This is a genomic window from Saccharopolyspora sp. ID03-671, from assembly GCF_045278815.1.
GTDB lineage: Bacteria > Actinomycetota > Actinomycetes > Mycobacteriales > Pseudonocardiaceae > Saccharopolyspora > Saccharopolyspora ipomoeae.
The window spans coordinates 4627900-4650219 of record NZ_CP134054.1; the positions used below are offsets into that span (position 1 = coordinate 4627900).

Below are 22320 nucleotides of genomic sequence, written 5' to 3' on the forward strand. Positions count from 1 at the left end.
CGTGCGCGCGGGGATCGAGGCAGGTCTCAGCCGTGCTGCCAGGCGGGGACGTTGGCGCGCTGGATCTGCGGGGCGCCCCGATCGTCGCCGAGGACCGTGACGGCCGCGGGGTCCAGCGCGAAGTGCACGCCCGCGGCGATCGGCAGGTTCAGCCAGCGCGCGATCAGGCAGCGGCTGAAGTGCCCGTGGCCGACCAGCACCACGTCGGTTCCCGCCTCGCGCACCCGGGTCAGGAGGTCGTCGGCGCGGGTGGCGACGTTGGACGCGGTCTCTCCGCCGGGGCAGGGGTGGCTCCACACCGTCCAATCCGGAACGGTCTCGCGGATCTGGTCGGTGGTCAGGCCCTCGTAGTCGCCGTAATCCCACTCCACCAGCAGCGGTTCGGTGACCACGTCGGCGAGCCCGGCGAGATCGGCGGTCCGCTGCGCCCGCTTGCGCGGACTGCACAGCACCAGCACCGGACCGGGCGGGCGCAGCGCGGTCAGGGTCTGCCCCGCCTGACGAGCGCGCAGCTCACCCTCCGCGGTGAGCGGGATGTCGGTGCGGCTGGTGTGCTGGCCGGTCAGGGACCACTCGGTGGTGCCGTGCCGGAGGATGTAGACGCGCTGCTCCACGCACCGCAGCCTACGGACCCGGGCTCGTTCCGCACGGCGACGTGCCGAGTCCACATCGGTCAGTGCTCGTCGTAGTGCTCCCCGTGCACGGCGTGCCGGTGTCCGTCGTGGACGTAGTCGACGTGATCGCCGTGCGGCACCGCGACGTGCCCGCACCCCTCGCCGTGCACGTGCTGATGGGAACCGTGCTCGTGATGTCCCTCGGCCTCGCACTCGTCGTAGTGCCCGCCGTGATCGACGTGCAGATGCCCGTCGTGGGCGTAGTCGACGTGGTCGCCGTGCGGCACGGCGACGTGCCCGCACCCGGGACCGTGCTGGTGATCGTGACCGGTGTGCTCGCGGCATGCCGTGGTCATGACTGCCTCCAGACGTCGATGTCCGATATCGCTCACCCTAGGACCGCCCCAGACCGCCCGCATGGTCGTCACCGGCGCCCCGACCGGGGCATGGGAACCTTCCGATCACCGGAACGCGAGCAAGGGAACCTCCCGATCACCTCGCGGAGTGCACGGGAACCTTCCGCGCATCGGCTCGCGGGGGAGTGCTCGGGAACCTTTCTGCCACCGGGCCGGTCAGTCGCGCGATGTCCTCGACAGGAGGTTCGTCGTCGCGGTTGTTCGCGGGTTCGCGGCGTAGATCCAGGTGAGGATCGCGACGATGCAGATCAGGAACGTCCAGGAACCGACCGAGTCGTAGGTGTTCTGCGCCCAGTCGCGGATGGCGGTCGCGGCGGGATCGGGGCCGAAGGTGTCGGGACCGGTGGGGATGAGTTCCTGGGCGCTGTGCCGGGCGACGAAAGCCATCCGCCAGGTCGACAGGGACAGCAGCGAGATCTGCATCGCGATGCCCAGTCCGAGCGCCACGCGCGCGCTCCGGGTCCGCAGGGCGCGGTCGATCTCGTCGTTCGAGCTCACCGAGCGGTTCTGCGCCGTCCAGAGGACGAAGGCGACGAGCACCAGGACCGCCGCGGTGCCCGCGAAAGGAACGGTGATCGGGGCTCCGAGCTGATCGCCCGTGCCGTGCTCGCGGGCCGCGCGGAGCAGGGCGGGGGTGATGTGAGGTTGCGCCCGCAGGTCGATCAGGCCCAGCGCGAACGTCGTCAGCACGAGCGCGGCATAAACAACCGCTCCCCAGCGCGAGACCAGGGCGAAGAGCCGGATCCGAACAGGTCGCGATCGTCGCCCTCGACCCCGGTGGAGAGCGAGGACCTCCGCGATCACCGCCCCGCACAGGAACATCGGCAGCACAGCCATTCCGCCGTTGGTGGTGCCGCCCTGGTCGTTCTGCGCGAGCGGACCCCAGATCCCGAACACCGCGTACAGCACCGGGTAGCAGGCCAAGCGCACGCGCCGGTAGCGGAGAACTTCGTCGACCTGCCCGTCGGCGGGTTCCGGAACTCCCCACTTCCGCGCCATCTTCAGCGCGCGCGTGCGATCGGACCACAGCGCGAGCGCGAACACGAGCACCACCGCGGTGGGGAACACCAGGCTGCCGAGCACGGCGCTCCACTTGTGCCACTCCACTCAGCGAACCCCCAGTGCGCGGACGGCAGATGCGGGGAACGTATCGATCAGCGCGGGAGCACGACCCCAGCTCGGTGATGATGTGACTGCGGTCACGCGGTCGGCGTGCTCGGGTGTGGAAAGTGGACGGAGCGCAAAAAAGACGCCGACCTGCGGCGAGGCGCAGGTCGGCGTCTTCAGCGGGCGGACTACTCAGCCCTTCTTGGTCTCCCAGAAGATCTTGTCGATCTCGGCGATGTAGTCCAGCAGCTCCTGACCCTTGGCCGGGTCCATCGAGCCCTTGGTGCCGGTGGCGCCGGCAGCCTTGGTGGCCTTGTTGACCAGCTCGTGCAGCTGCGGGTACTTCTCGAAGTGCGGCGGCTTGAAGTAGTCGGTCCACAGCACCCACAGGTGGTGCTTGACCAACTCGGAGCGCTGCTCGGCGATCATGATCGCACGAGTGCGGAACTCCGGGTCCTCGTTGGCCTGGTACTTCTCCTGGACCGCCTTGACCGACTCCGCCTCGATCCGCGCCTGCGCGGGGTCGTAAACGCCGCACGGAAGGTCGCAGTGCGCGGTCGCCTCAAGACGGGGGCCGAGGATGCGCGACAGGAGTCGCATGTTTCCTCCCTGACAGTGAGTGCTCCGACGGGGCCGACCCTACTCTTGAAGATCCTCGTAGTCCTACTGGAGGTGCCGGTGAAATCACTCGGACCGTGGCCGTTGCGCCGGTTGCGGGTGCGCGGACCGTCGATGGTTCCCACTCTTCGGGACCAGGACGTCGTGGTGTTCCGGACCGGCGATGTTGCCCGGCCGGGTGATGTCGTGCTCGTGCGGTGGCGGCAGCGTCCCGAGCAGCTGTCGGTCAAGCGCGCGGTCCGCCGGGAGGCCGACGGCTGGCACGTGGAGGGCGACAACGGTTTCGGTTCCACCGACTCCCGCGAGCTCGGTCCGGCCCAGGTGCTGGGAGTGGTGCGGTGGCGGTTGTGGCCGTCGCCGGGGCGCGTGCGCTGAGGAGGGGAACCTTCCTGCCATCACCTCGGCGGTGGCAGGAAGGTTCCCGTGCTCACGTCGCCGAGCGCAGCGACTCGTAGTGGGTGAGGCAGGTGGCGAAGTCCGGGAGCAGGCCATCGGCCTTCGCTTCGGCGAGGGTCGGGGCGTCGCGGTCCTTCTCGGACAGGATCGGCTCGCCGGCGAGTTCACCGGACCAGGGGAGGTCGAGCTCGGGGTCCAGCGGGTTGATGCCGTGCTCGCCGGAGGGGTTGTAGCCGGTGGAGCACAGGTAGGTCATCACCGTGTTGTCGGTCAGGGCGAGGAACGCGTGCCCGAGTCCTTCGGCGAGGTAGACGGCGCGGTACTCGGTGGAGTCGAGGCGGATCGCCTCCCACCGGCCGAAGGTGGGTGAACCGACGCGGACGTCGACGATCACGTCCAGCAGGGCGCCTTGCGGGCAGTAGACGTACTTGGCCTGGCCGGGCGGGGTGTCGGCGAAGTGCACGCCGCGGATGACGTCGCGGGCCGAGACGCTGTGGTTGGTCTGCCCCAGGCGTATGGGGTGCCCGGTGGCTTCGGCGAACGCCTCCCCCTGGAAGGGGGCGACGAACAGCCCCCGGTGATCCGGGAAGGCCTTCGGGGTGAATTCGAACGCCCCGGTGATTTCAAGTCGACGTACCTGCACGGGCCGAGCCTAGGAGGCGTGATCGTCGGTTCCCGCGACGGGGCGGCGGTGACAGGAAGGTTCCCGTGCTCGATCGCATCGCGGAAAATGCGAGGTCGGGGAACGCGTTTTTGTGAACAGTTTCGATTCAGATTCTGAAACGGCTCGGTTGGTCCGCAACTCCGCGAATTGCAAACCGGACGTACGTACTGCTTGACGTGTGCGGAAAATATGACGCGCGTACTGTCATGTTCCGTAAAAATCTCGCCTTTTTGCTGGTCGAGCGTGTGATCCCTGTCGCTGACATGCCATCGCGGGGCTGGCACACTAACCGGACCGCAGCGTCCACCGAGCCGCTGTCCGAACAGGATGGCCGGTACCGGTATTTCGATAAGACGTCCACTTCTCCGGAACGCCCGGAAAGTCGGCGTCGAAAGCGACCGATGAAGGTCGCATCCGCCCGGCTCGGAATTGTGCTCGGGCCGCAGGCATGGCAACAGGAGGGACGCCGTGACCACCATGAACGAGGGCACCGCCAATGGAATCGGTGCCGAGCTGACCCACGAAGAGATCTTCGCCGCGCACGAAGGGGGCAAACTCACCGCTGCGGTGACCGCCCCGCTCGACAGCGCGCGCGACCTGTCGATCGCGTACACCCCCGGGGTGGCGCAGGTCAGCCGGGCGATCGCGAGCGATCCGTCCCTGGCCGACCGCTACACCTGGACGCAGCGGCTGGTCGCCGTGGTCAGCGACGGGTCGGCGGTGCTCGGTCTCGGGGACATCGGGCCGAAGGCCTCGCTGCCGGTCATGGAGGGAAAGTCCGCGCTGTTCAAGACCTTCGCCGGGCTCGACTCGATCCCGCTGGTCCTGGACACCAACGACGTCGACGAGATCGTGGAGACCCTGGTCCGGCTGCGCCCCTCGTTCGGCGCGGTGAACCTGGAGGACATCTCCGCGCCGCGCTGCTTCGAGCTGGAGCGCCGCGTCACCGAGGCCCTGGACTGCCCGGTCATGCACGACGACCAGCACGGCACCGCCGTGGTCGTGCTGGCCGCGCTGCGCAACGCCGCCCGCGTCTCCGGCCGTGAGCTGGAGTCGCTCAAGGTGGTCATCTCCGGCGCCGGTGCCGCCGGTGTCGCCTGCGCGAAGATCCTGCACACCGCGGGTGTCGGCGAGATCATCGTGCTCGACTCGCGCGGCGTGATCAGCGCCGACCGCGACGGGCTCACCCCGATCAAGCAGGAGCTGGCCGAGTTCACCAACCCGCGCGGCATCAGCGGCGGCCCCGCCGAGGCGATGCGCGGCGCGGACGTGTTCATCGGCGTCTCCATCGGGCAGGTCCCCGAGGAGCAGGTGGCCTCGATGGCCCCGGACTCCATCATCTTCGCCCTGTCCAACCCCGACCCGGAGATCCACCCGGAGGTCGCGGGCAAGTACGCGGCGGTCGTGGCCACCGGGCGCAGCGACTTCCCGAACCAGATCAACAACGTCCTGGCGTTCCCCGGCATCTTCAAGGGAGCCCTCGACGCGGGTGCGCGGCGCATCACCGACGGCATGAAGGTCGCCGCGGCCGAGGCCATCGCGGCCGTGGCCGCCGACGACCTCAGCGCCGACTACATCGTGCCCTCGCCGCTGGACCCGAGGGTCGCACCGGAGGTCAGCGCGGCGGTCGCGAAGGCGGCTCGTGCCGAAGGTGTGGCCACCGCGTGATCAACGAACCCTGTCGCCCGTCGGTGGGTCGGCGGTAGGTTCTACACCGGCATCGAGTGGGGCCGGGAGAGTCCTCGAGGGCTCTCCCGGCCCCACTCGTCGATGGCGTCGGAACCGACTTCAAAAAGATTTTGGTGAGTCGGCGTCATCATGTCGGGCGAAGGCTGTCACCTCTTCAGGGAACGGGCCTCAGGTCCCGGCACCATGGCGGTACCGGCCGTGCGCGGACCGGTAGGGTCTGCGATACGACTCGCTGTGGCGCGCATCACTCGATGATGGGTCATCGGGGCCGGAGTGGACGGCCGTTGCGCGGCTGCAACGCAGGAGGGGTGCAGTTGACCGAGCGGAGCGAGCGGAGCCGGATGTCACCGACGTCCGGTGGTCTCGGCCTGGCCGGCACCCCGGCGCGCGTGCACGGCCTGTCACTGCCGGAGGCACCGGCGCTGCTCAGCGCCGAAGACGGCCTCGTCGTCGCAGCCAGCCCGCAGGCCGCCACGCTGGCCGGGCACGACGCACCCGGCGCACTCGTCGGCAGCAAGCTCGCCGACCTCATCGAACGCGAAGGCCGCGAGACCTGGCTCGTCGGCGCCTCCGGCCGCACCCCCGTGCGGCTGCAGACCTGGCCGCACCCCGACGACGAGGCCTTGCAGATCACGCTGCTCGTCGACGTCTCCGACCTCACCGGTAGCAGCCCCGAGGCGGTCGGCGGCCCGCGCGACTCCGAAGAGCGCTACTGGCTCATCGACGCCCAACGCCTCGCCAAGGTCGCCAGCTGGGTCTACTACCCGGACACCGGCGCCATCTACCGAAGCCCGCTGCTCGCCGACTTCCTCGGCGCGGGCGGTGCCGAACACGCCGACGACGTCACGGCGATGATCTCCACGACCCACCCCGACGACCGCGACCGCGCCGCCCAGTTCTACGCCGACGTGCTCAACGCCCGCGAAGGTGAACTCCTCGAAGTCGAGCTCCGCAACCTCCACGGCACCCGCATCTTCCTGTGCACCGGGCGCGCCGAGTACGACCGCGCCGGGCAGATCGTGCGCGTGCAGGGCACCGTTCAGGACGTCACCGAGCACCGCGCGCTCGAACGGCAGCTGCGCGACGAACGCCGCCGCCTGCAGGACGCCCAGCGCATCGCCCGCCTCGGCACCTGGGAAGTCGATCCGCGCACCAACGTCATGCGGCTGTCGAGCATGCTCTACGAGATCCTCGGCCAGCCCGTCAGCAGCACCGGCACCTTCGACCGCTACCTCGACCGCGTCCACCCCGACGACCGCGAATGGGTGCGCCAGGCGTGGCGGCCCCTCATCGAGTGCGGCGAGCAGGTCGAGATCGAGCACCGCTACCAGCGCACCCCCGACAGCACTCGGATCCTGCGCATCCACGGCACCCGCATCGCCGACGCCGACGGCAGGGACCTGCTGGTCGGCACTGCGCAGGACGTCACCGAGCAGCGGGCCGTCGTCACCCGGATGGAACGCTCCAGCCAGCGCTTCTCCGACCTGGTCAACATCACCCCCGTCGGCATCGGCCTGTTCGACCGCTCCGAACGGCTCGTCAACGCCAACGAAGCCCTCTGCGAACTCCTCGGGTACCGGCTCGACCAGATGCGCGGGCTCAGCATCCGCGACATCACCCACCCCGACGAGGTCGACCCCAGCCTGCCCGCGCCCGACGAGCCCTCCGGGTTCCGCCGCCGCGCACCGCAGCGCGTCATGGTCCGCGCCGACGGCGAACCCGTCTACTGCGAACTGCACACCTCCAGCTCCGTGCAGGACGACGGCACCGAGTTCTGGCTCGTGGTGTTCCAGGACATCACCGAACGCCGCCGCGCCGCCGAAGCCCTCCGGTACCAGGCCACCCACGACGACCTGACCGGACTGCCCAACCGCACCGCCGTCAAGGACCTCCTCGGCCGCCTGCTGGGGCGCGCCGACTCACCCGGCATCGCCGTGCTGTTCTGCGACATCGACAACTTCAAGCGGGTCAACGACTCCCTCGGCCACGACGCGGGCGACGAACTGCTCGTCGCCCTGGCCCGACGCCTCGAAGGCGGCCTGCCGGAGGGCTGCACCCCCGCCCGGTTGTCCGGCGACGAATTCGTCATCATCTGCTCCGACGTCGAGGCCAGCGGCGGCGTCGACCAGCTCGCCACCCGAGTCTCCGCGCTGCTGCGCACCGCCGTGCCCGTGCACGGACAGCTGGTCCGCGTGTCGTCCTCGATCGGCGCCGCCGTGCCCAACGGCTCCGGCGCCGGCGGCGAAGACCTGCTGCGCTTCGCCGACGCCGCCATGTTCGAGGCCAAACGCCGCGGCACCGGCAAGGTCTCGCTCGCCAGCCCCGCGCTGATGGCCGCCGCCGACCGCCAGCTCCACCTCGAAGGGCAGTTGCGCGAAGCGCTCAGCAACGACGGCCTGGCCCTGCACTACCAGCCCGTCGTCGACGCCGAAGGCACCGTGGTCAGCGCCGAAGCGCTGATCCGCTGGCCGCACCCCGAACGCGGCATGCTCTCGCCCGACGCGTTCCTGCCGGTGGCCGAACAAGGCGACCTGCTGCGCGAACTCGACCGCTGGGTGCTGCGCACCGCGCTGCGCGAAGCCGCGTCCTGGCCGGTCCGCAACGGCCGGCCCGTCAGCATCGCGGTCAACCTCGCCGGTCTCGTGCCCGGCGGCCCCGACTTCGTCGACTCCGTCGCCGACATCGTCGCCGAGACCGGCATCGCCTGGGACCGGGTGATCCTCGAACTCGTCGAGACCTCGCTCGTCGACCTGCCCTCCCGCACCCGCCACGAGATGGGCGAACTCGTCTCCCGCGGCGTGCGGTTCGCCGTCGACGACTTCGGCACCGGTTACTCGTCGCTGGCGCGCCTGAAGGACCTGCCCGCGCAGATCATCAAGGTCGACCGGCGGTTCGTCGCCGGAGTCGGCGGTGACGCCTCCGACTTCGCCGTCGCCCGCGCCGTCGTCGACATGGCCTACGCGATGGACCGGCAGTGCGTCGCCGAAGGCGTCGAGGACGCCACCCAGTTCCGGCTGCTGCGCGGTGTCGGCGTCGAGGCCTACCAGGGGTGGCTCTTCTCCGGCGCGATCCCCGCGCCGAAGTTCCGCGAGATGCTCGCCGACGGGCCGCTCACCGTCCCGTGACCCGCGCTCACCGCATCGCGCGCAGCACGTCGGCGATGCGGTGCCGGGGCAGGTCGATCAACCGCAGCTCCAGGTCCCGCGAGTGCGGCGCCAGTTCCGCGACCTTCTCGCGCGCCTGCCGCTTGGTGAGGTCACCGGACCCCGCGATGAGCGCCTCCCGCCAGACGTTGCCGAGCTTGCCGTGGACGCGCTGCAGCAGGAAACCGGCCGCCGACTCCTCGGCCGCTTCGGTTCCCGGTCGTTCGGCGACCACGATCGCGTGCTTGCCGTCCGGGGTGCTGCGGTGCAGCGCCAGCCGGTACTTGGCCGCCACCAGGTCCCGCAGCTCGGACTGGGCGCGTTCGCTGGTCACGTCCGGGTGGTTGTTCCCCAGCACGAAGGCGACCTTCTGCGCACCGCAGGCCAGCAGCATCCGCAGCAGCCACGGGCCCGGATCGGCCCGCAGGTCGAACGCCACCGGCCCCGACTCCCGCACCGGCCGCGCCCAGCTCGCCCGCCGCAGCTCGGCGACCGGCGCGCCGAGCCGCTCCGCCGCGGCCTGCGGCAAGGCCTCCGGCGTGTCACCGGCGGCCTCCACCGACTGCGGGCCGTGGGTGTAGATCGCCTGGCCCTGGCGCAGCGCCAGCTTGCGGGTGCGCGCCGTCGGCAGGCACACGTACAGGTCGCTGGCGCTGCCGATGGCCTGCGCCCCGTAGTAGCGGTTGAACTGCGGCAGGATCGCCTCGAACGCGAAACCCAGTCGCATCAGCTCCTGCTGGACCTTCCAGCCCAACGCCGGGGTGCGCGGGCTGCAGCCGTAGGCCAGGAACAGGCGGCCGTTCCCCGGCGCCAGGCACTCGGCGGCCCGCGTCGCGAACAGGCCGATTCCCTCCGGGGTGTAGGGAGGGTCGGTGAACACCGCGTCGGCCCAGCCCTCCAACGTCGGCGGCAACCCGAACCGCAGGTCGGCGTGGGTGGTGACGATGGGAAAACCGCGCTCGGCGGCGACCGAGTCGATGTGCCGCAGCACCCGCTCGTCGAGGTCCACCACCCGCACCTCGGCCGACGGCGCCACCAGCGCGAGCGCCAGCGACGTCAGGTCGTGGTCGCCCAGGCACAGCACCTTCCGGCCGTCCAGGTCGTAGTGGTCGCGCAACCACATCGCCCGGCGCAACGCCGTCTCCGGTGTGGCCGTCACGTGGTCCAGCGCCGATTCCGGTCGGGGCCCGGACGCCACGAAACCGGCCATCGCCTCCAGCGCACCGGCATCGAGGTCGCTTTCTTCCCGCACCACCGGCAGCGCGTCGAGGTCCAGCTCCCGCCGGTACAGCGGGAGGAGGGAGTCCTTGATGCAGAACGCGCCGCCGCGCTCGTCGACGTCGGCACCGGCCGCGGCGAGCACCTGCTCGACGGTGCGGCGCGACACCCCGGTGCGCCGGATCAGCTCGTCCAGCGAGCGCGCAGCGGTGGTGAGCTCGGCCAGCACGCGACGCACCTGGTGGCCCAGCAGGCCCTGCTCGGCGCGCAGCTCGCGGACGGCTTCGATCGGGGGAACGTCTGACGCAGCGCCGGATGCCGGGCCGCCGGACGACGGGTTGCCGGCGGAAGGGGCGCTGGATGAGGGGGCGTTGTCCATGGGAATGCACAGCCTAATCGGTGCCCGAATGCGGCGACGGGAACGTTCGTGTCGTCGAGAATGGTTCAACGCGCAGGCACTTCCCGCATCATGGGAGCAGATCACGCATCGATCTCAGGAGATCGCGGTGAGTGACGCGCCCGGCTAGGGTCGGCCGCGTTTGGGGGACCCGCGCGAGAGGGGGCTCGCTTGATCGAGTTCCGAGCTGTCCGAAAGCAGTACCCGAACGGCACCGTCGCCGTCGATGAGCTCAGCCTGTCCGTCGAGACGGGAACCATCACCGTGCTGGTGGGGCCTTCCGGCTGCGGCAAGACGACCCTCATGCGGATGGTCAACCGCATGATCGACCCCTCCTCGGGCACCGTGTCCGTCGACGGCACGGACGTGCGCGACCGCGATCCCGCGCAGCTGCGCCGCGGCATCGGCTACGTCATCCAGCAGGCCGGGCTGTTCCCGCACCGCACCGTCGTCGACAACATCGCCACCGTCCCGCTGCTCGCCGGGGAAACCCGCCGCGCCGCCCGCGACCGCGCCGGTGAACTCCTCGACCTGGTCGGACTCCCCGCCGACCTCGGCAAGCGCTACCCGGCCCAGCTGTCCGGCGGGCAGCAGCAGCGCGTCGGCGTGGCCCGCGCCCTGGCCGCCGACCCGCCGGTGCTGCTCATGGACGAACCCTTCAGCGCCGTCGACCCCGTCGTCCGCGAAGGGCTGCAGGACGAACTGCTGCGGCTGCAGGACGAGCTGGGCAAGACCGTCCTGTTCGTCACCCATGACATCGACGAGGCCATCAAGCTCGGCGAGAAGGTCGCCGTCCTGCGCCAAGGCGGCCACCTCGCCCAGTACGCCCGCCCCGACGACCTGCTGGCCGCGCCCGCCGACGACTTCGTGACGTCCTTCGTCGGCCGCGACCGCGGCTACCGCAGACTGTCCTTCGCCGACGCCACGAGCCTGCGGCCACGTCCGGTCCCGACGGTCCGCGTGGGAGAGAGGTTCCCCTCCTCCCACGACTGGCGGCTCGCGGTGGATGAGGGGAACCGCCCTCGCGGCTGGCTGCCCCCGGGCGCCGACGCCGGTGAGGGGCTCGACGACCAGGCGCTGGTGGCGGGCGGATCGCTGCACGTGGAGCACGGGAACCTTCGTGGCGCCCTGGACGCGGCGCTGTCCGCGCCCTCAGGGCTCGGTGTCGTCGTGGACTCCGACGGCGGTGTGGTCGGCGTGGTCACCGCCGACGAGGTGCTGTCGCTGCTCGACCGGCAGCGGGCGGCGACATGATCGACTTCTTCGGGTCGCCGAGCAACCGGGAACTGGTGATCACCCAGCTCGGCCAGCACCTCTACCTGTCGCTGCTCCCGCTGCTGCTCGGCGTGCTGATCGCGCTGCCGCTGGGACGCCTCGCGCAGCGCGTCGGTTGGCTCCGCGAAGCCCTGCAGAACATCGCCAACGTCTTCTACACCATCCCTTCCCTGGCGCTGTTCGTGATCCTGCCCGGGCTGATGGGAACCCCTCTGCTGTCGCCGCTCAACGTCATCATCGCCCTCACCCTCTACACCGCGGCGCTGCTGGTGCGGCCGGTGCGCGACGCCCTCGACTCGGTTCCCGGCCACATCGTCGCCGCCGCCACCGCGATGGGATACCGGCCAGGCAGGCGGCTGCTCGCCGTCGAACTGCCCCTGGCAGTGCCGGTTCTCGCCGCGGCCGTGCGGGTGGCGTCGGTGAGCAACATCAGCCTCGTCAGTGTCGGCGCCCTCGTCGGCATCGGCGGGCTCGGACGGCTCTTCACCGACGGATTCCAACGCGACTACCCCGAGCAGATCGTCATCGGCATCGTGCTGACGCTCCTGCTCGCCCTGGTGGTGGACCTGGTGCTCGTGCTGCTGTGGCGACTCGCGACCCCGTGGACGCGGTCATGATCGGCGAGATGATCGCGTGGCTGACCGACCCCGCGCACTGGAGCGGACCGGACGGCATCCCCGCGCAGACGCTGCTGCACCTCTACTACTGCGTCGTGTCCGTCCTCGTCGCCGCTCTCATCGCCATCCCCCTCGGCGTCTACATCGGACACACCGGGCGGGGTTCGGTGCTCGTGGTGGCCTTCGGCAACGCGATGCGGGCGCTGCCGACGCTCGGCGTCGTCACCCTGCTGGTGCTCGGGTTCGGGCTGGGGGTCACCCCCGCGCTCGCCGGCCTGGTGATCCTCGCGATCCCGGCGATCCTCTCCGGCGCCTACGCGGGCGTGCGCAACGCGCCCGCCGACGCCGTCGACGCCGCACGGGGAATGGGAATGCGGCCCGCCCAAGTGCTGTGGCAGGTGGAGCTGCCGACCGCGCTGCCGCTGGTGCTCGGCGGCATCCGCAGCGCGATGCTGCAGGTCGTGGCCACCGCCGCCGTCGCCGCCTACGTCGGTCTCGGCGGGCTCGGACGCATCCTGCTCGACGGGCTCAAGATCAGCGACTACGCCCAGATGGCCTCCGCGGCGATCGTCATCGCGGTCCTGGCCGTCCTGCTCGATCTGGCGTTGGCCGGGCTGACCCGGCTCGTGGTACCCCGCGGTCTGACCCTGGCCGCCCGACGAGGAGGAAACGATCGATGAAACGACTCCTGGCCCTGGCCGCCGCCGCGGCGGTGCTGCTCACCGGCTGCGGATCGCAAGACCCCCTGGAAGCCAACAAGGCCCAGGGCGGCCAGGTGGTCATCGGCTCCGCTGACTTCGCCGAGAGCGAACTGCTCATGCACGTCTACGCCGAAGCCCTCAAGACCACCGGGGCCGACGTGCAGACGAGACCCCGCATCGGCGCCCGCGAGTTCTACGTCAACGCCGTCCGCAACGGAGAACTCACCCTCGTCCCCGAATACACCGGCAACCTGCTGCAGTTCCTCGACCCGGCCTCGACCGCCACCGAATCCCAGCAGGTCTACGACCAGCTCGGCACCAAGGTCGCACCCGACATGGAACTCCTCGAGCAGTCACCCGCCGAGGACTCCGACGTCCTCACCGTCACCCGCGCCACCGCCGACAGCGGCCTGCGCTCGATGGCCGACCTCGGACCGCGCTGCGGCGAACTCGTCCTCGGAGCACCCGCCGAATGGAAATCGCGGTGGGAGACCACGATCGCCCGCGACTACGGCTGCACCTTCAAGGAGATCCGCAGCGTCGAAGCCGGCACCATCACAGTCAACGCGTTGACCGCCGGTGAGATCCAGGTCGCCAACCTGTTCACCACCTCGTCGCAGATCGCCACCAACGACCTGGTCAAGCTCGACGACCCGAAGAACATGTTCCCCGCCCAGAACGTCGTCCCCCTGGCGGGCAAGGGCAAGCTCACCCCGCCCCAGGCCGACGTCCTCAACAAGGTCTCCCGGGCCCTGACCACCGACAAGCTCACCGAGCTCAACAAGCGGCTCGAAGTCGACAAGGCCAACCCCGCCGACGTCGCCAAGGAATTCATCGCCACGGTCGGTCTCTGACCTCGATCGACCGGCCACCCCAGCGGTGGCCGGTCACGCCGTGCGGCCGCTGATCCGCGACGTGAGCTCGGCGGCCGCACGCCCCACCTCCTCGGCCAGGTTCGGCCACGTCTCACCGCACCCCGGCCCCTCGCACGAATGCCGGAAGGTCACCCCGATCGCCGCGATGGGACGCGTCGTGTGATCGAAGACCGGGCACGCCACCGACGCGAAACCCGGCGTGATGACACCGTCCTCCACCGCCCAGCCCCGGCGCCGCTCCTCGGCCAGCAACCGCCGCAACTCCGGCAGGCTGCGCGGCCCCCGATCCGTGCGCAGCACGAAGCGCTCGGAAGAAGGGAACATCGCGCGCACCTGCGCCGCCGGGAGATGCGCCAACATCGCCCGACCCGACGCAGGCAGCTGCGCAGGCAACCGCACACCGACATCGGTGACCAGCGTCTGCGGCTGCGAAGGGCGCTCCTTGATCAGGTACAGCAGCTCGCCCCCGCGCAACACCCCGAGCTGCGCCGCGCGCCCCACCCGGTCCACCAGCCGCCGCAAGATCGGCCCCGCCAGGCGCTCCAGCGGATCGTGCCGCAGATACGCCGAACCCAGCTCGAACACCGCCACCCCCAGCCCGTAGCGGCGCTCCTCCGGCAGGTGCACCACGAAACCACCCGCCACCAGCTCCGCCAGCAGGTGATACGTCGTCGACCTCGGCAGATCCAGCTCGCGGGCCAACACCCCAGCCGACACCGGACCCGCCCGCCCGGCCAGCGCCCGCAGGATCGCCAACCCGCGCCGCAGCGCGGGCACATCGCTGCTCTCGCCCACGCCCGGAGTCTGACATCCCAGACAGAGACCCACCATCAGGGCTTCTGCCAGGAGCTTCCGCGAGCTGGGATGGAGACATGCACAACGAGTTGTTCATCGGCCCGCAGCCGCTCACGCGAGCCGAGGTCGTCTCCGTCGCACGCGGCGGAACCCCGGTGCGGCTCAGCGAACTCGCCGAACAGGGCATCGCCGACACCCGCAAGCACATCGACGCGCTGGCAGCCGAGGAACGACCCGTCTACGGCGTCTCCACCGGCTTCGGAGCCCTGGCCGTGCGCCACATCCCCAGTGGCAGAAGGGCGGCCTTGCAGCAATCCTTCGTCCGCTCCCACGCCGCCGGGGCGGGTCACGTCGTCGAACCCGAAGTCGTGCGCGCCCAGATGCTGCTGCGCCTGCACACCATCGCCACCGGCCGCACCGGCGTCCGCCCCGAAACCGCCCACGCCCTGGCCGCGATGCTCAACGCCGGCATCGTTCCCCTCGTCCACGAGCACGGCTCGCTCGGCTGCTCCGGAGACCTCGCGCCCCTCGCCACGGTTGCCCTCGCCCTCACCGGAGAAGGCGACGTCCTCGACGCCGAAGGACGACAGCGCCCCGCCGCCGACGCCCTCGCCGCCGCCGGGATCGCCCCCGTCGCGCTCGCCGAGAAAGAAGGCCTCGCGCTCACCAACGGCACCGACGGCATGCTCGGCATGCTGGTGCTCGCCCTGCGCGACATCGGCGACCTCATCGACGTCGCCGACCTCACCGCCGCCATGAGCGTCGAAGCCCTGCTGGGGACGGACCGTCCCTTCGCCGCCGACCTGCAGGCGCTCCGCCCGCACCCCGGCCAAGCCGTCTCGGCCGCGAGGATGGCCGCCTTCCTGTCAGGCTCGCCCATCGTCGCCAGCCACCGCGGCCCCGACTGCCCGCGCGTCCAGGACGCCTACTCGCTGCGCTGCTCGCCGCAGGTCCACGGCGCCGCCCGCGACACCGCCGGCCACGCCGAGACCGTCGCCGACCGCGAACTCGCGGCCGCCATCGACAACCCCGTGGTGCTGCCCGACGGGCGCATCGAATCCAACGGCAACTTCCACGGCGCCCCGCTCGGGTACGTCCTCGACTTCCTGGCCATCGCCCTGGCCGACGTGGCCAGCATCTGCGACCGGCGCACCGACCGGATGCTCGACGTCGCCCGCTCCCACGGTCTCCCGGCGTTCCTCGCCGACGACCCCGGTGTCGACTCCGGGCACATGATCGCCCACTACACCCAGGCCGGGATCGTCTCCGAGCTCAAGCGCCTCGCCGCGCCCGCCTCCGTCGACTCCATCCCCACCAGCGCCATGCAGGAAGACCACGTGTCCATGGGCTGGTCCGCCGCCCGCAAGCTCCGCCGCGCCGTCGACGGCCTCACCACCGTGCTCGCCGTCGAACTGCTCACCGCCGCCCGAGCCCTCGACCTGCGCGCACCGCTGGACCCCGGACCCGCCACCGGGGCGGTCCGCGACCTGCTCCGCACCCGCGTGCCCGGACCCGGACCCGACCGGCACGTCGCCCCCGAGATCGCGGCGGCCGAAGAACTCATCCGCGGCGGCGACGTCCTCGCCGCCGCCGACGCAGGGAGGGATCGATGACCGACGTGCGAGCCCCGCGCGGCACGACGCTGACCGCCCGCAGCTGGAGCACCGAAGCGCCGCTGCGGATGCTGCGGAACAACCTCGACCCCGACGTCGCCGAACGCCCCCACGACCTCGTCGTCTACGGCGGGACCGGTAAAGCCGCCCGCAACTGGCCCAGCTACCACGCCATCGTCCGGGAGCTCACGACGCTGCGCGACGACGAAACCCTGCTGGTGCAGTCCGGCAAACCCGTCGGCGTCCTGCAGACCCACGAGTGGGCGCCGAGGGTGCTCATCGCCAACTCCAACCTCGTCGGCGACTGGGCGAACTGGAGCGAGTTCCGCCGCCTCGACGAGCTCGGCCTGATGATGTACGGCCAGATGACCGCCGGATCCTGGATCTACATCGGCACGCAAGGGATCCTCCAAGGCACCTACGAGACGTTCGGGGCCATCGCGGCCAAGCGCTTCGGCGGAACGCTCGCCGGAACCCTCACGGTCACCGCCGGGCTCGGCGGGATGGGCGGCGCGCAGCCGCTGGCGATCACCATGAACGAAGGGGCCGCGCTCGTCGTCGAATGCGACCCGGAACGCGCCCACCGCCGCGCCCGGCAGGGCTACCTCGACGAGGTCGCCGACTCCCTCGACGAGGCCATCGACAAGGCCGTCGCCGCCAAGCGCGACCGCCGCGCCCACTCGGTCGCCGTCATCGGCAACGCCGCCGACCTGCTGCCCGAGATGCTGCGCCGCGGCGTGCCCGCCGACATCGTCACCGACCAGACCTCCGCCCACGACCCGCTGTCCTACCTGCCGCTCGGCGTGGAACTGGACGACTGGGCCGACTACGCCGCGCGCAAACCCGACGAGTTCACCACCCGCGCGCGGGAATCCATGGCCCAGCACGTCGAAGCGATGGTCGGATTCCTCGACGCCGGCGCCGAGGTCTTCGACTACGGCAACTCGCTGCGAGGTGAGGCCCAGCTCGCCGGGTACGACCGGGCCTTCGCCTACCCGGGCTTCGTCCCCGCCTACATCCGGCCGCTGTTCTGCGAAGGAAAAGGTCCCTTCCGCTGGGCTGCGCTGTCCGGCGACCCCGCCGACATCGCCAAGACCGACAAGGCCGTGCTGGAACTCTTCGGCGACGACGAGCACCTCGCCCGCTGGCTGCGGCTGGCTGACAGGAAGGTTCCCTTCCACGGCCTGCCCGCCCGGATCTGCTGGCTCGGCTACGGCGAACGCGCCGCCGCGGGCCTGCGGTTCAACGAGATGGTCGCCTCCGGCGAACTCGCCGCCCCCGTCGTCCTGGGGCGCGACCACCTCGACTGCGGCTCCGTCGCCTCCCCCTACCGGGAGACCGAGGCGATGGCCGACTCCTCCGACGCCGTCGCCGACTGGCCGCTGCTCAACGCCCTGGTCAACACCGCGTCCGGCGCCACCTGGGTGTCGCTGCACCACGGCGGCGGAGTCGGCATGGGGCGTTCCCTGCACGCCGGCCAGGTCACGGTCGCCGACGGCACCGAGCTCGCGGCCCGCAAGCTCGAACGCGTCCTCACCAACGACCCCGGCATGGGGGTGATCCGGCACGTCGACGCCGGATACGAACGCGCCGAGGAGGTCGCCGCGCAGCGCGGCGTGCGGACTCCGCTGGTGGGTCGATGAGCGGGCTGGACGACCTCGCCGGCATCGGCGCCGACCGGCGGCGCGGCGGTTACTCGCGGCACGTCTTCGACGACGCCGAGCGGACCCTGCGCGAATGGTTCGTCGAGCAGGCCGAGCGGCGCGGGCTCGCGGTGGAAACCGACGCCAACACCAACATCTGGGCCTGGTGGGGACGGCCAGGCCCGGGAGCGGTCGTCACCGGAAGCCACCTCGACTCGGTGCCCGGCGGCGGGGCCTTCGACGGCCCGCTCGGCGTCGTCAGCGCGCTGGAAGCCGTGGACCTGCTGCGGGAACGCGGATTTCAGCCCCGCGCGCCGCTGGCGCTGATCGTCTTCGCCGAGGAGGAAGGCGGCCGGTTCGGCATCCCCTGCCTGGGTTCGCGGTTGATGACGGGAACCATCCACCCGGATCGCGCTCGCGGTCTGCGCGACGCCGACGGGCTCACCTTCGCCGAAGCGATGGGAACTTTTGGCGCGGACCCGGCCCGCATCGGCCGGGATGACGGTGCCCTCGGTCGCATCGGGACCTTCGTGGAACTGCACGTCGAGCAGGGCAAGGGATTGATCGACCTGGACCGGCCGGTCGCGGTCGCCGACTCGATCCTCGGCCACGGCAGGTGGCGGTTCCGGTTCCGCGGTCAGGGGAACCACGCGGGCGCCACCCTCATCGACGACCGCCACGATCCGATGATTCCCGCCGCCCGGCTCGTCCTCGCCGCCCGCAGCGCGGCCGAGGCGACGCGGGACGGTCGCGCCACCGTCGGCCGACTGGTCCCCACCCCGGGCGGCACCAACGTCATCGCGTCCTCAGTGGACGTTCACCTCGACGCCCGCGCGCCCCGCGGAGCGCGGTCCCTGGTCGACGACCTGACCGAGCAGGCGAGGGAATTCGCCTGGCAGGAAGGCTGCCGGGTCGACGTCGTCGAGGAATCCTTCGGCGACACCGTCCACTTCGACCCGACGCTGCGCGACCGGCTGCGCGGAGTTCTCGACGACGCACCCATCCTCCCCACCGGCGCCGGCCACGACGCGGGAGTGCTCGCGGCCGAGACACCGACGGCGATGCTGTTCGTGCGCAACCCCACCGGCATCAGCCACGCCCCCGAAGAGCACGCGACCGCCGAGGACTGCGAGGAAGGTTCCCATGCCCTGGCCCGCGTCCTGGCCGAGCTGGCGGGGTGAAGGGGATGTTCTGGTGCGCGTGGGCGTGGCTGCCCGAAGGTCCCTGCCAGGACGTGCTGTTCGAGGTCGAATCGGGCCGGATCACGGCGGTGCGGCGAGGTGAGGCGCCGGGCGGGGCGCGACGGCTTCCCGGGCTCGTGCTGCCCGGCCTGGCCAACGCGCACTCGCACGCCTTCCACCGGGCGCTGCGCGGGGACAGCGCTCGCGGCACGTTCTGGACCTGGCGGGAGCGGATGTACCGGGTCGCGGAGCGGCTCGACCCGGACGGCTACTACCTGCTCGCCCGCGGCGTCTACGCGGCGATGGTGCAGGCCGGCATCACCGGCGTCGGCGAGTTCCACTACCTGCACCACGCACCCGGGGGCTCCCGCTACCGCGACCCGAACGCGATGAGCCACGCCCTGGCGCACGCCGCCCGCGACGCCGGGATCCGCTTGACGCTGCTCGACACCTGCTACCTCACCGGCGGTTTCGGCCGCGAGCTCGATCCGGTGCAGCGGAGGTTCTCCGACGGCGACGCGAGCCGCTGGGGTGAGCGCGCGGAGTCCTTCACCGCGACCGGCGTGCTGACCGGGGCCGCCGTGCACTCGGTGCGGGCGGTGCCCGGCGAGGCGATCGAGGAGGTCGCCGGGTGGGCGCGTGACAGGGAGGTTCCCCTGCACCTCCACCTGTCCGAGCAGCGCGCCGAGAACGAAGCGTGCCTGGCCGCGCACGGGCGGACCCCGACGCAGCTGCTGGCCGAGCGCGGCGCGCTCGGTGACGACGTCACCGCCGTGCACGCCACCCACCTCGCGGCCCGGGACGTGGCTCTGCTGGGCGGGAGCGGGACCGGGGTGTGCTTGTGCCCGACGACCGAGGCCGATCTCGCCGATGGGATCGGTCCTGCCGGGGCGCTGGCGGTGGCGGGAAGCCCGCTGTCGCTGGGCAGCGACGGGCACTCCGTGATCGACGTGCTCGCCGAGGCGCAGGCCGTGGAGTCCTACCAGCGGTTGGCGACGGAGACGCGCGGCCACCACGCGCCGGGGGAGCTGCTGGCGATGGCCACCGCGCACGCGGCCCTGGGGCATCCCGACGCGGGACGGCTCGAAGTGGGGGCCCGCGCGGATCTCGTCGCGGTCGACCTCGACTCGACGCGGTTGGCGGGCGTCGCGCCGGAGGCGGTTCCGGCCGTCGCGCGGGCCGCCGACGTGCGCGAGGTGATCGTCGACGGCAGGACGGTGGTCGTCGACGGTGCCCACACCGACATCGACACCGCACGCGAACTGCGGGAATCCATCACGGCACTGCGAACGTGAGGAAATGGTCAACGATGGCAGCCACTGTTATCACTGGGATAGGTGAACTCACCACCCACGACGACGAGCTCGGGACCCGCACCGACGCCGCGCTGGTCGTCGAGGACGACCGGATCGCCTGGGTCGGGTCCGCCCGGGACGTCCCCGACGCCGACGAGCGCGTGGACGTCGGCGGGCGAGCGGTCCTGCCGGGCTGGGTGGACAGCCACACCCACCTCGTCTTCGCCGGCGATCGCACCGCCGAGTTCGCCGCCCGCATGTCCGGACAGCCCTACCGGGCGGGCGGGATCGCGGTCACCGTCGACGCCACCAGACGTGCCTCGGACGCGGAACTCGCCGACACCCTCCGCCGCCACGTCGACGAAGCGGCCTCCCAGGGCACGACGTGCGTGGAGACCAAGACCGGGTACGGGTTGACGGTCGCCGACGAACTGCGGTCGGCCCAGGTCGCCGCCGCCATCGCCGACGAGGTCACGTTCCTCGGCGCGCACCTCGTGCCCCCGGGCACCGACTCGGCCGACTACGTGGACCTGGTGTGCGGGGAAATGCTCGACGCCGTCGCGGAGCACGTCGGCTGGTGCGACGTGTTCTGCGAGGAAGGTGCCTTCGACGCCGCCCAATCCCGGCGAGTGCTGACAGCAGCCCGGAAGCGCGGCCTGGGACTGCGGGTCCACGGCAACCAGCTCGGGCCGGGACCCGGGGTGGCGCTGGCGGTCGAGCTGGACGCGGCCAGCGTCGACCACTGCACCCACCTGGCCTCCGCCGACGTCGACGCGCTCGCGAACTCCGACACCGTCGCGACGCTGCTGCCGGCCTGCGACCTGTCGACCCGCCAGCCCCTCCCGGACGCCCGCACGCTGCTGGACGCGGGAGCCACCGTCGCCCTCGCCAGCAACTGCAACCCCGGCTCGTCCTACACCTCGTCGATGGCGTTCTGCGTGGCGACCGCGGTGCTGCAGATGCGGATGAGCGTCGCCGAAGCCGTGCGCGCCGCCACCTGGGGAGGGGCGCGCGCTCTGCGGCGCGAGACCGGCGACGGCGCGGTCGGGGTGCTGAGCCCCGGCTCCCGCGCGGACCTGCAGGTCCTGGACGCCCCGAGCGCGACCTGGCTGGCGTATCGACCGGGTGTTCCCCTCACCCACGCGGTGTGGCGGAAAGGCGACCGCGTTCGCTGACGCCTTCGGGCGGGAGCGTGGGAACCTTCCTGTCAACACCGCCGCCCCTTCGTACACTGCGTTCATGGCCTGCGGTTCGGACATGGCTCGGTGAGCGACCGCGAGCGGCTGCGCTCGGTGTTCGGCGAGGACGCCGAGCGCTACGACCGGTGCCGTCCGGGGTATCCGTCGCAGGTGTTCGACGTGCTCACGACCGCGGTGGGTGAAGGGGCCCGCGTTCTCGAGATCGGCTGCGGCACCGGGCAGGCGAGCGTGCCGCTGGCGGGCAGGGGTTTCGCGCTGACCGCGCTCGACCGGAGCGAGGAGATGGCGAAGATCGCCCGGGGACGCCTGGACGACTACCCCTCGGCTCGGGTCGTCGTCGAGGACTTCGAGACCTGGGCGCTGCCGCCGGTCGGGTTCGACCTCGTGGTGGCCGCGACCTCGTTCCACTGGCTCGACCCCGCGCTGCGCATGGTCAAGGCCGCCGACGCGCTGCGTCCGCGAGGTGTCCTGGCGGTGGTGTCGACGCACCACATCGCCGGTGGCAGCGAGGAGTCCTTCACCCGGATCCAGCGCTGCTACGAGCGGTTCGACCCCGTCACCGAACCCGGGCGGCGCCTCCCCACCGCGGACGAGATCGCCCAGGATCCGGAGGAGTTCTACCGCTCGGGCCGGTTCAGCCGGCCCGAGTTCCACCGCTACGAGTGGGAGGTGACCTACGCGGAAGAGCAGTACCTGGACCTGCTGATGACCTACTCGGGTCACCGGGCGATGCCGGAGTCGGCGCGCGAGCGGCTCCTGACCTGCATCGGACGCTGCGTCGAGGAGGGCGGCGGCACCATCACCAAGCGCTACCTGACCCAGCTCGCGTGCGCGCAGCGGCTCGGCTGATCAATGCATCGTCGA

At 71.3% G+C, this 22320-nt stretch carries 20 protein-coding genes; 13 read left to right on the forward strand and 7 right to left on the reverse strand.

Annotation, left to right across the window (positions count from 1 at the left end):
- Positions 1-26: 26 nt before the first annotated feature.
- The 4 genes from REH65_RS21430 to sodN form a co-directional block, all read right to left on the reverse strand.
- Positions 27-614: a histidine phosphatase family protein gene (locus REH65_RS21430; RefSeq protein WP_406688826.1), complete on the reverse strand. Its 588-nt coding sequence runs from the start codon at positions 612-614 to the stop codon at positions 27-29.
- Positions 615-673: 59 nt separating this feature from the next.
- The gene (locus tag REH65_RS21435) at positions 674-970 is read right to left on the reverse strand and encodes a hypothetical protein (RefSeq protein ID WP_281455138.1); all 297 of its coding nucleotides are present in this window, start codon (positions 968-970) and stop codon (positions 674-676) included.
- A 216-nt stretch (positions 971-1186) separates the two neighbouring features.
- Positions 1187-2137: a hypothetical protein gene (locus tag REH65_RS21440; protein ID WP_406688827.1), complete on the reverse strand. Its 951-nt coding sequence runs from the start codon at positions 2135-2137 to the stop codon at positions 1187-1189.
- Positions 2138-2329: 192 nt separating this feature from the next.
- Positions 2330-2737: a superoxide dismutase, Ni gene (sodN, locus tag REH65_RS21445; protein WP_093413746.1), complete on the reverse strand. Its 408-nt coding sequence runs from the start codon at positions 2735-2737 to the stop codon at positions 2330-2332.
- 78 nt (positions 2738-2815) lie between these two features.
- On the opposite strand from sodN, the gene REH65_RS21450 reads away from it, so the two are divergent.
- Positions 2816-3130: a S24 family peptidase gene (locus tag REH65_RS21450; RefSeq protein WP_281455136.1), complete on the forward strand. Its 315-nt coding sequence runs from the start codon at positions 2816-2818 to the stop codon at positions 3128-3130.
- Between the two features lie 52 nt (positions 3131-3182).
- Here the strand turns inward: REH65_RS21450 and REH65_RS21455 are convergent, their stop codons facing one another.
- Entirely contained in the window at positions 3183-3794 is a 612-nt protein-coding gene (locus REH65_RS21455) for a dTDP-4-dehydrorhamnose 3,5-epimerase family protein (RefSeq protein ID WP_406688828.1), read from the reverse strand.
- A gap of 498 nt (positions 3795-4292) precedes the next feature.
- Here REH65_RS21455 and REH65_RS21460 point away from each other — a divergent pair, with 498 nt between their 5' ends.
- Entirely contained in the window at positions 4293-5483 is a 1191-nt protein-coding gene (locus tag REH65_RS21460) for an NADP-dependent malic enzyme (protein WP_281455188.1), read from the forward strand.
- 362 nt (positions 5484-5845) lie between these two features.
- A complete protein-coding gene (locus tag REH65_RS21465; protein ID WP_406693209.1) occupies positions 5846-8629 on the forward strand; it encodes an EAL domain-containing protein in 2784 nt (927 codons plus the stop codon).
- Positions 8630-8636: 7 nt separating this feature from the next.
- Here the strand turns inward: REH65_RS21465 and REH65_RS21470 are convergent, their stop codons facing one another.
- On the reverse strand, positions 8637-10244 hold the full coding sequence (locus tag REH65_RS21470) for a bis-aminopropyl spermidine synthase family protein (protein WP_406688829.1): 1608 nt from the start codon (positions 10242-10244) through the stop codon (positions 8637-8639).
- A 189-nt stretch (positions 10245-10433) separates the two neighbouring features.
- On the opposite strand from REH65_RS21470, the gene REH65_RS21475 reads away from it, so the two are divergent.
- From REH65_RS21475 to REH65_RS21490, 4 genes are read left to right on the forward strand one after another with little or no spacing between them, the layout of a single operon-like run.
- Positions 10434-11516, forward strand: a complete 1083-nt coding sequence (locus tag REH65_RS21475) for an ABC transporter ATP-binding protein (protein ID WP_406688830.1) — start codon at positions 10434-10436, stop codon at positions 11514-11516.
- Positions 11513-12154, forward strand: coding sequence for an ABC transporter permease (locus tag REH65_RS21480; RefSeq protein WP_406688831.1), 642 nt, complete (start codon positions 11513-11515; stop codon positions 12152-12154). The genes REH65_RS21475 and REH65_RS21480 overlap by 4 nt, the downstream gene beginning before the upstream one ends.
- A complete protein-coding gene (locus REH65_RS21485) occupies positions 12151-12834 on the forward strand; it encodes an ABC transporter permease (protein WP_281455186.1) in 684 nt (227 codons plus the stop codon). Before REH65_RS21480 ends, REH65_RS21485 begins: the two co-directional genes overlap by 4 nt.
- Positions 12831-13709, forward strand: a complete 879-nt coding sequence (locus REH65_RS21490; RefSeq protein WP_406688832.1) for an ABC transporter substrate-binding protein — start codon at positions 12831-12833, stop codon at positions 13707-13709. The genes REH65_RS21485 and REH65_RS21490 overlap by 4 nt, the downstream gene beginning before the upstream one ends.
- Before the next feature lie 33 nt (positions 13710-13742).
- Here the strand turns inward: REH65_RS21490 and REH65_RS21495 are convergent, their stop codons facing one another.
- Positions 13743-14525, reverse strand: coding sequence for an IclR family transcriptional regulator (locus tag REH65_RS21495; protein WP_406688833.1), 783 nt, complete (start codon positions 14523-14525; stop codon positions 13743-13745).
- Positions 14526-14602: 77 nt separating this feature from the next.
- On the opposite strand from REH65_RS21495, the gene hutH reads away from it, so the two are divergent.
- The 6 genes from hutH (at position 14603) to REH65_RS21525 (ending at position 22305) form a co-directional block, all read left to right on the forward strand.
- Positions 14603-16138 (forward strand): histidine ammonia-lyase, encoded by a 1536-nt coding sequence (gene hutH / locus REH65_RS21500; RefSeq protein ID WP_406688834.1) that lies wholly within the window; start codon positions 14603-14605, stop codon positions 16136-16138.
- Positions 16135-17781, forward strand: coding sequence for a urocanate hydratase (gene hutU / locus REH65_RS21505; protein WP_406688835.1), 1647 nt, complete (start codon positions 16135-16137; stop codon positions 17779-17781). Before hutH ends, hutU begins: the two co-directional genes overlap by 4 nt.
- Positions 17778-18962, forward strand: a complete 1185-nt coding sequence (locus REH65_RS21510; RefSeq protein WP_406688836.1) for an allantoate amidohydrolase — start codon at positions 17778-17780, stop codon at positions 18960-18962. The genes hutU and REH65_RS21510 overlap by 4 nt, the downstream gene beginning before the upstream one ends.
- Positions 18963-18967: 5 nt before the next feature.
- Positions 18968-20257, forward strand: a complete 1290-nt coding sequence (locus REH65_RS21515; RefSeq protein ID WP_406688837.1) for a formimidoylglutamate deiminase — start codon at positions 18968-18970, stop codon at positions 20255-20257.
- Positions 20258-20271: 14 nt separating this feature from the next.
- Positions 20272-21432, forward strand: coding sequence for an imidazolonepropionase (hutI, locus tag REH65_RS21520; protein WP_406688838.1), 1161 nt, complete (start codon positions 20272-20274; stop codon positions 21430-21432).
- A 90-nt stretch (positions 21433-21522) separates the two neighbouring features.
- Positions 21523-22305, forward strand: coding sequence for a class I SAM-dependent methyltransferase (locus tag REH65_RS21525; protein WP_406688839.1), 783 nt, complete (start codon positions 21523-21525; stop codon positions 22303-22305).
- Positions 22306-22320 lie beyond the last annotated feature (15 nt).

Coding starts and splice junctions, on each gene's coding strand:
- REH65_RS21510 (WP_406688836.1), top strand. CDS start 17,778: ATGAGCGGGCTGGACGACCTCGCCGGCATCGGCGCCGACCGGCGGCGC.
- REH65_RS21470 (WP_406688829.1), bottom strand. CDS start 10,244: ATGGACAACGCCCCCTCATCCAGCGCCCCTTCCGCCGGCAACCCGTCG.
- REH65_RS21485 (WP_281455186.1), top strand. CDS start 12,151: ATGATCGGCGAGATGATCGCGTGGCTGACCGACCCCGCGCACTGGAGC.
- hutI (WP_406688838.1), top strand. CDS start 20,272: ATGGCAGCCACTGTTATCACTGGGATAGGTGAACTCACCACCCACGAC.
- REH65_RS21460 (WP_281455188.1), top strand. CDS start 4,293: ATGAACGAGGGCACCGCCAATGGAATCGGTGCCGAGCTGACCCACGAA.
- REH65_RS21465 (WP_406693209.1), top strand. CDS start 5,846: ATGTCACCGACGTCCGGTGGTCTCGGCCTGGCCGGCACCCCGGCGCGC.
- REH65_RS21480 (WP_406688831.1), top strand. CDS start 11,513: ATGATCGACTTCTTCGGGTCGCCGAGCAACCGGGAACTGGTGATCACC.
- REH65_RS21490 (WP_406688832.1), top strand. CDS start 12,831: ATGAAACGACTCCTGGCCCTGGCCGCCGCCGCGGCGGTGCTGCTCACC.
- hutH (WP_406688834.1), top strand. CDS start 14,603: ATGCACAACGAGTTGTTCATCGGCCCGCAGCCGCTCACGCGAGCCGAG.
- sodN (WP_093413746.1), bottom strand. CDS start 2,737: ATGCGACTCCTGTCGCGCATCCTCGGCCCCCGTCTTGAGGCGACCGCG.
- hutU (WP_406688835.1), top strand. CDS start 16,135: ATGACCGACGTGCGAGCCCCGCGCGGCACGACGCTGACCGCCCGCAGC.
- REH65_RS21515 (WP_406688837.1), top strand. CDS start 18,968: ATGTTCTGGTGCGCGTGGGCGTGGCTGCCCGAAGGTCCCTGCCAGGAC.
- REH65_RS21435 (WP_281455138.1), bottom strand. CDS start 970: ATGACCACGGCATGCCGCGAGCACACCGGTCACGATCACCAGCACGGT.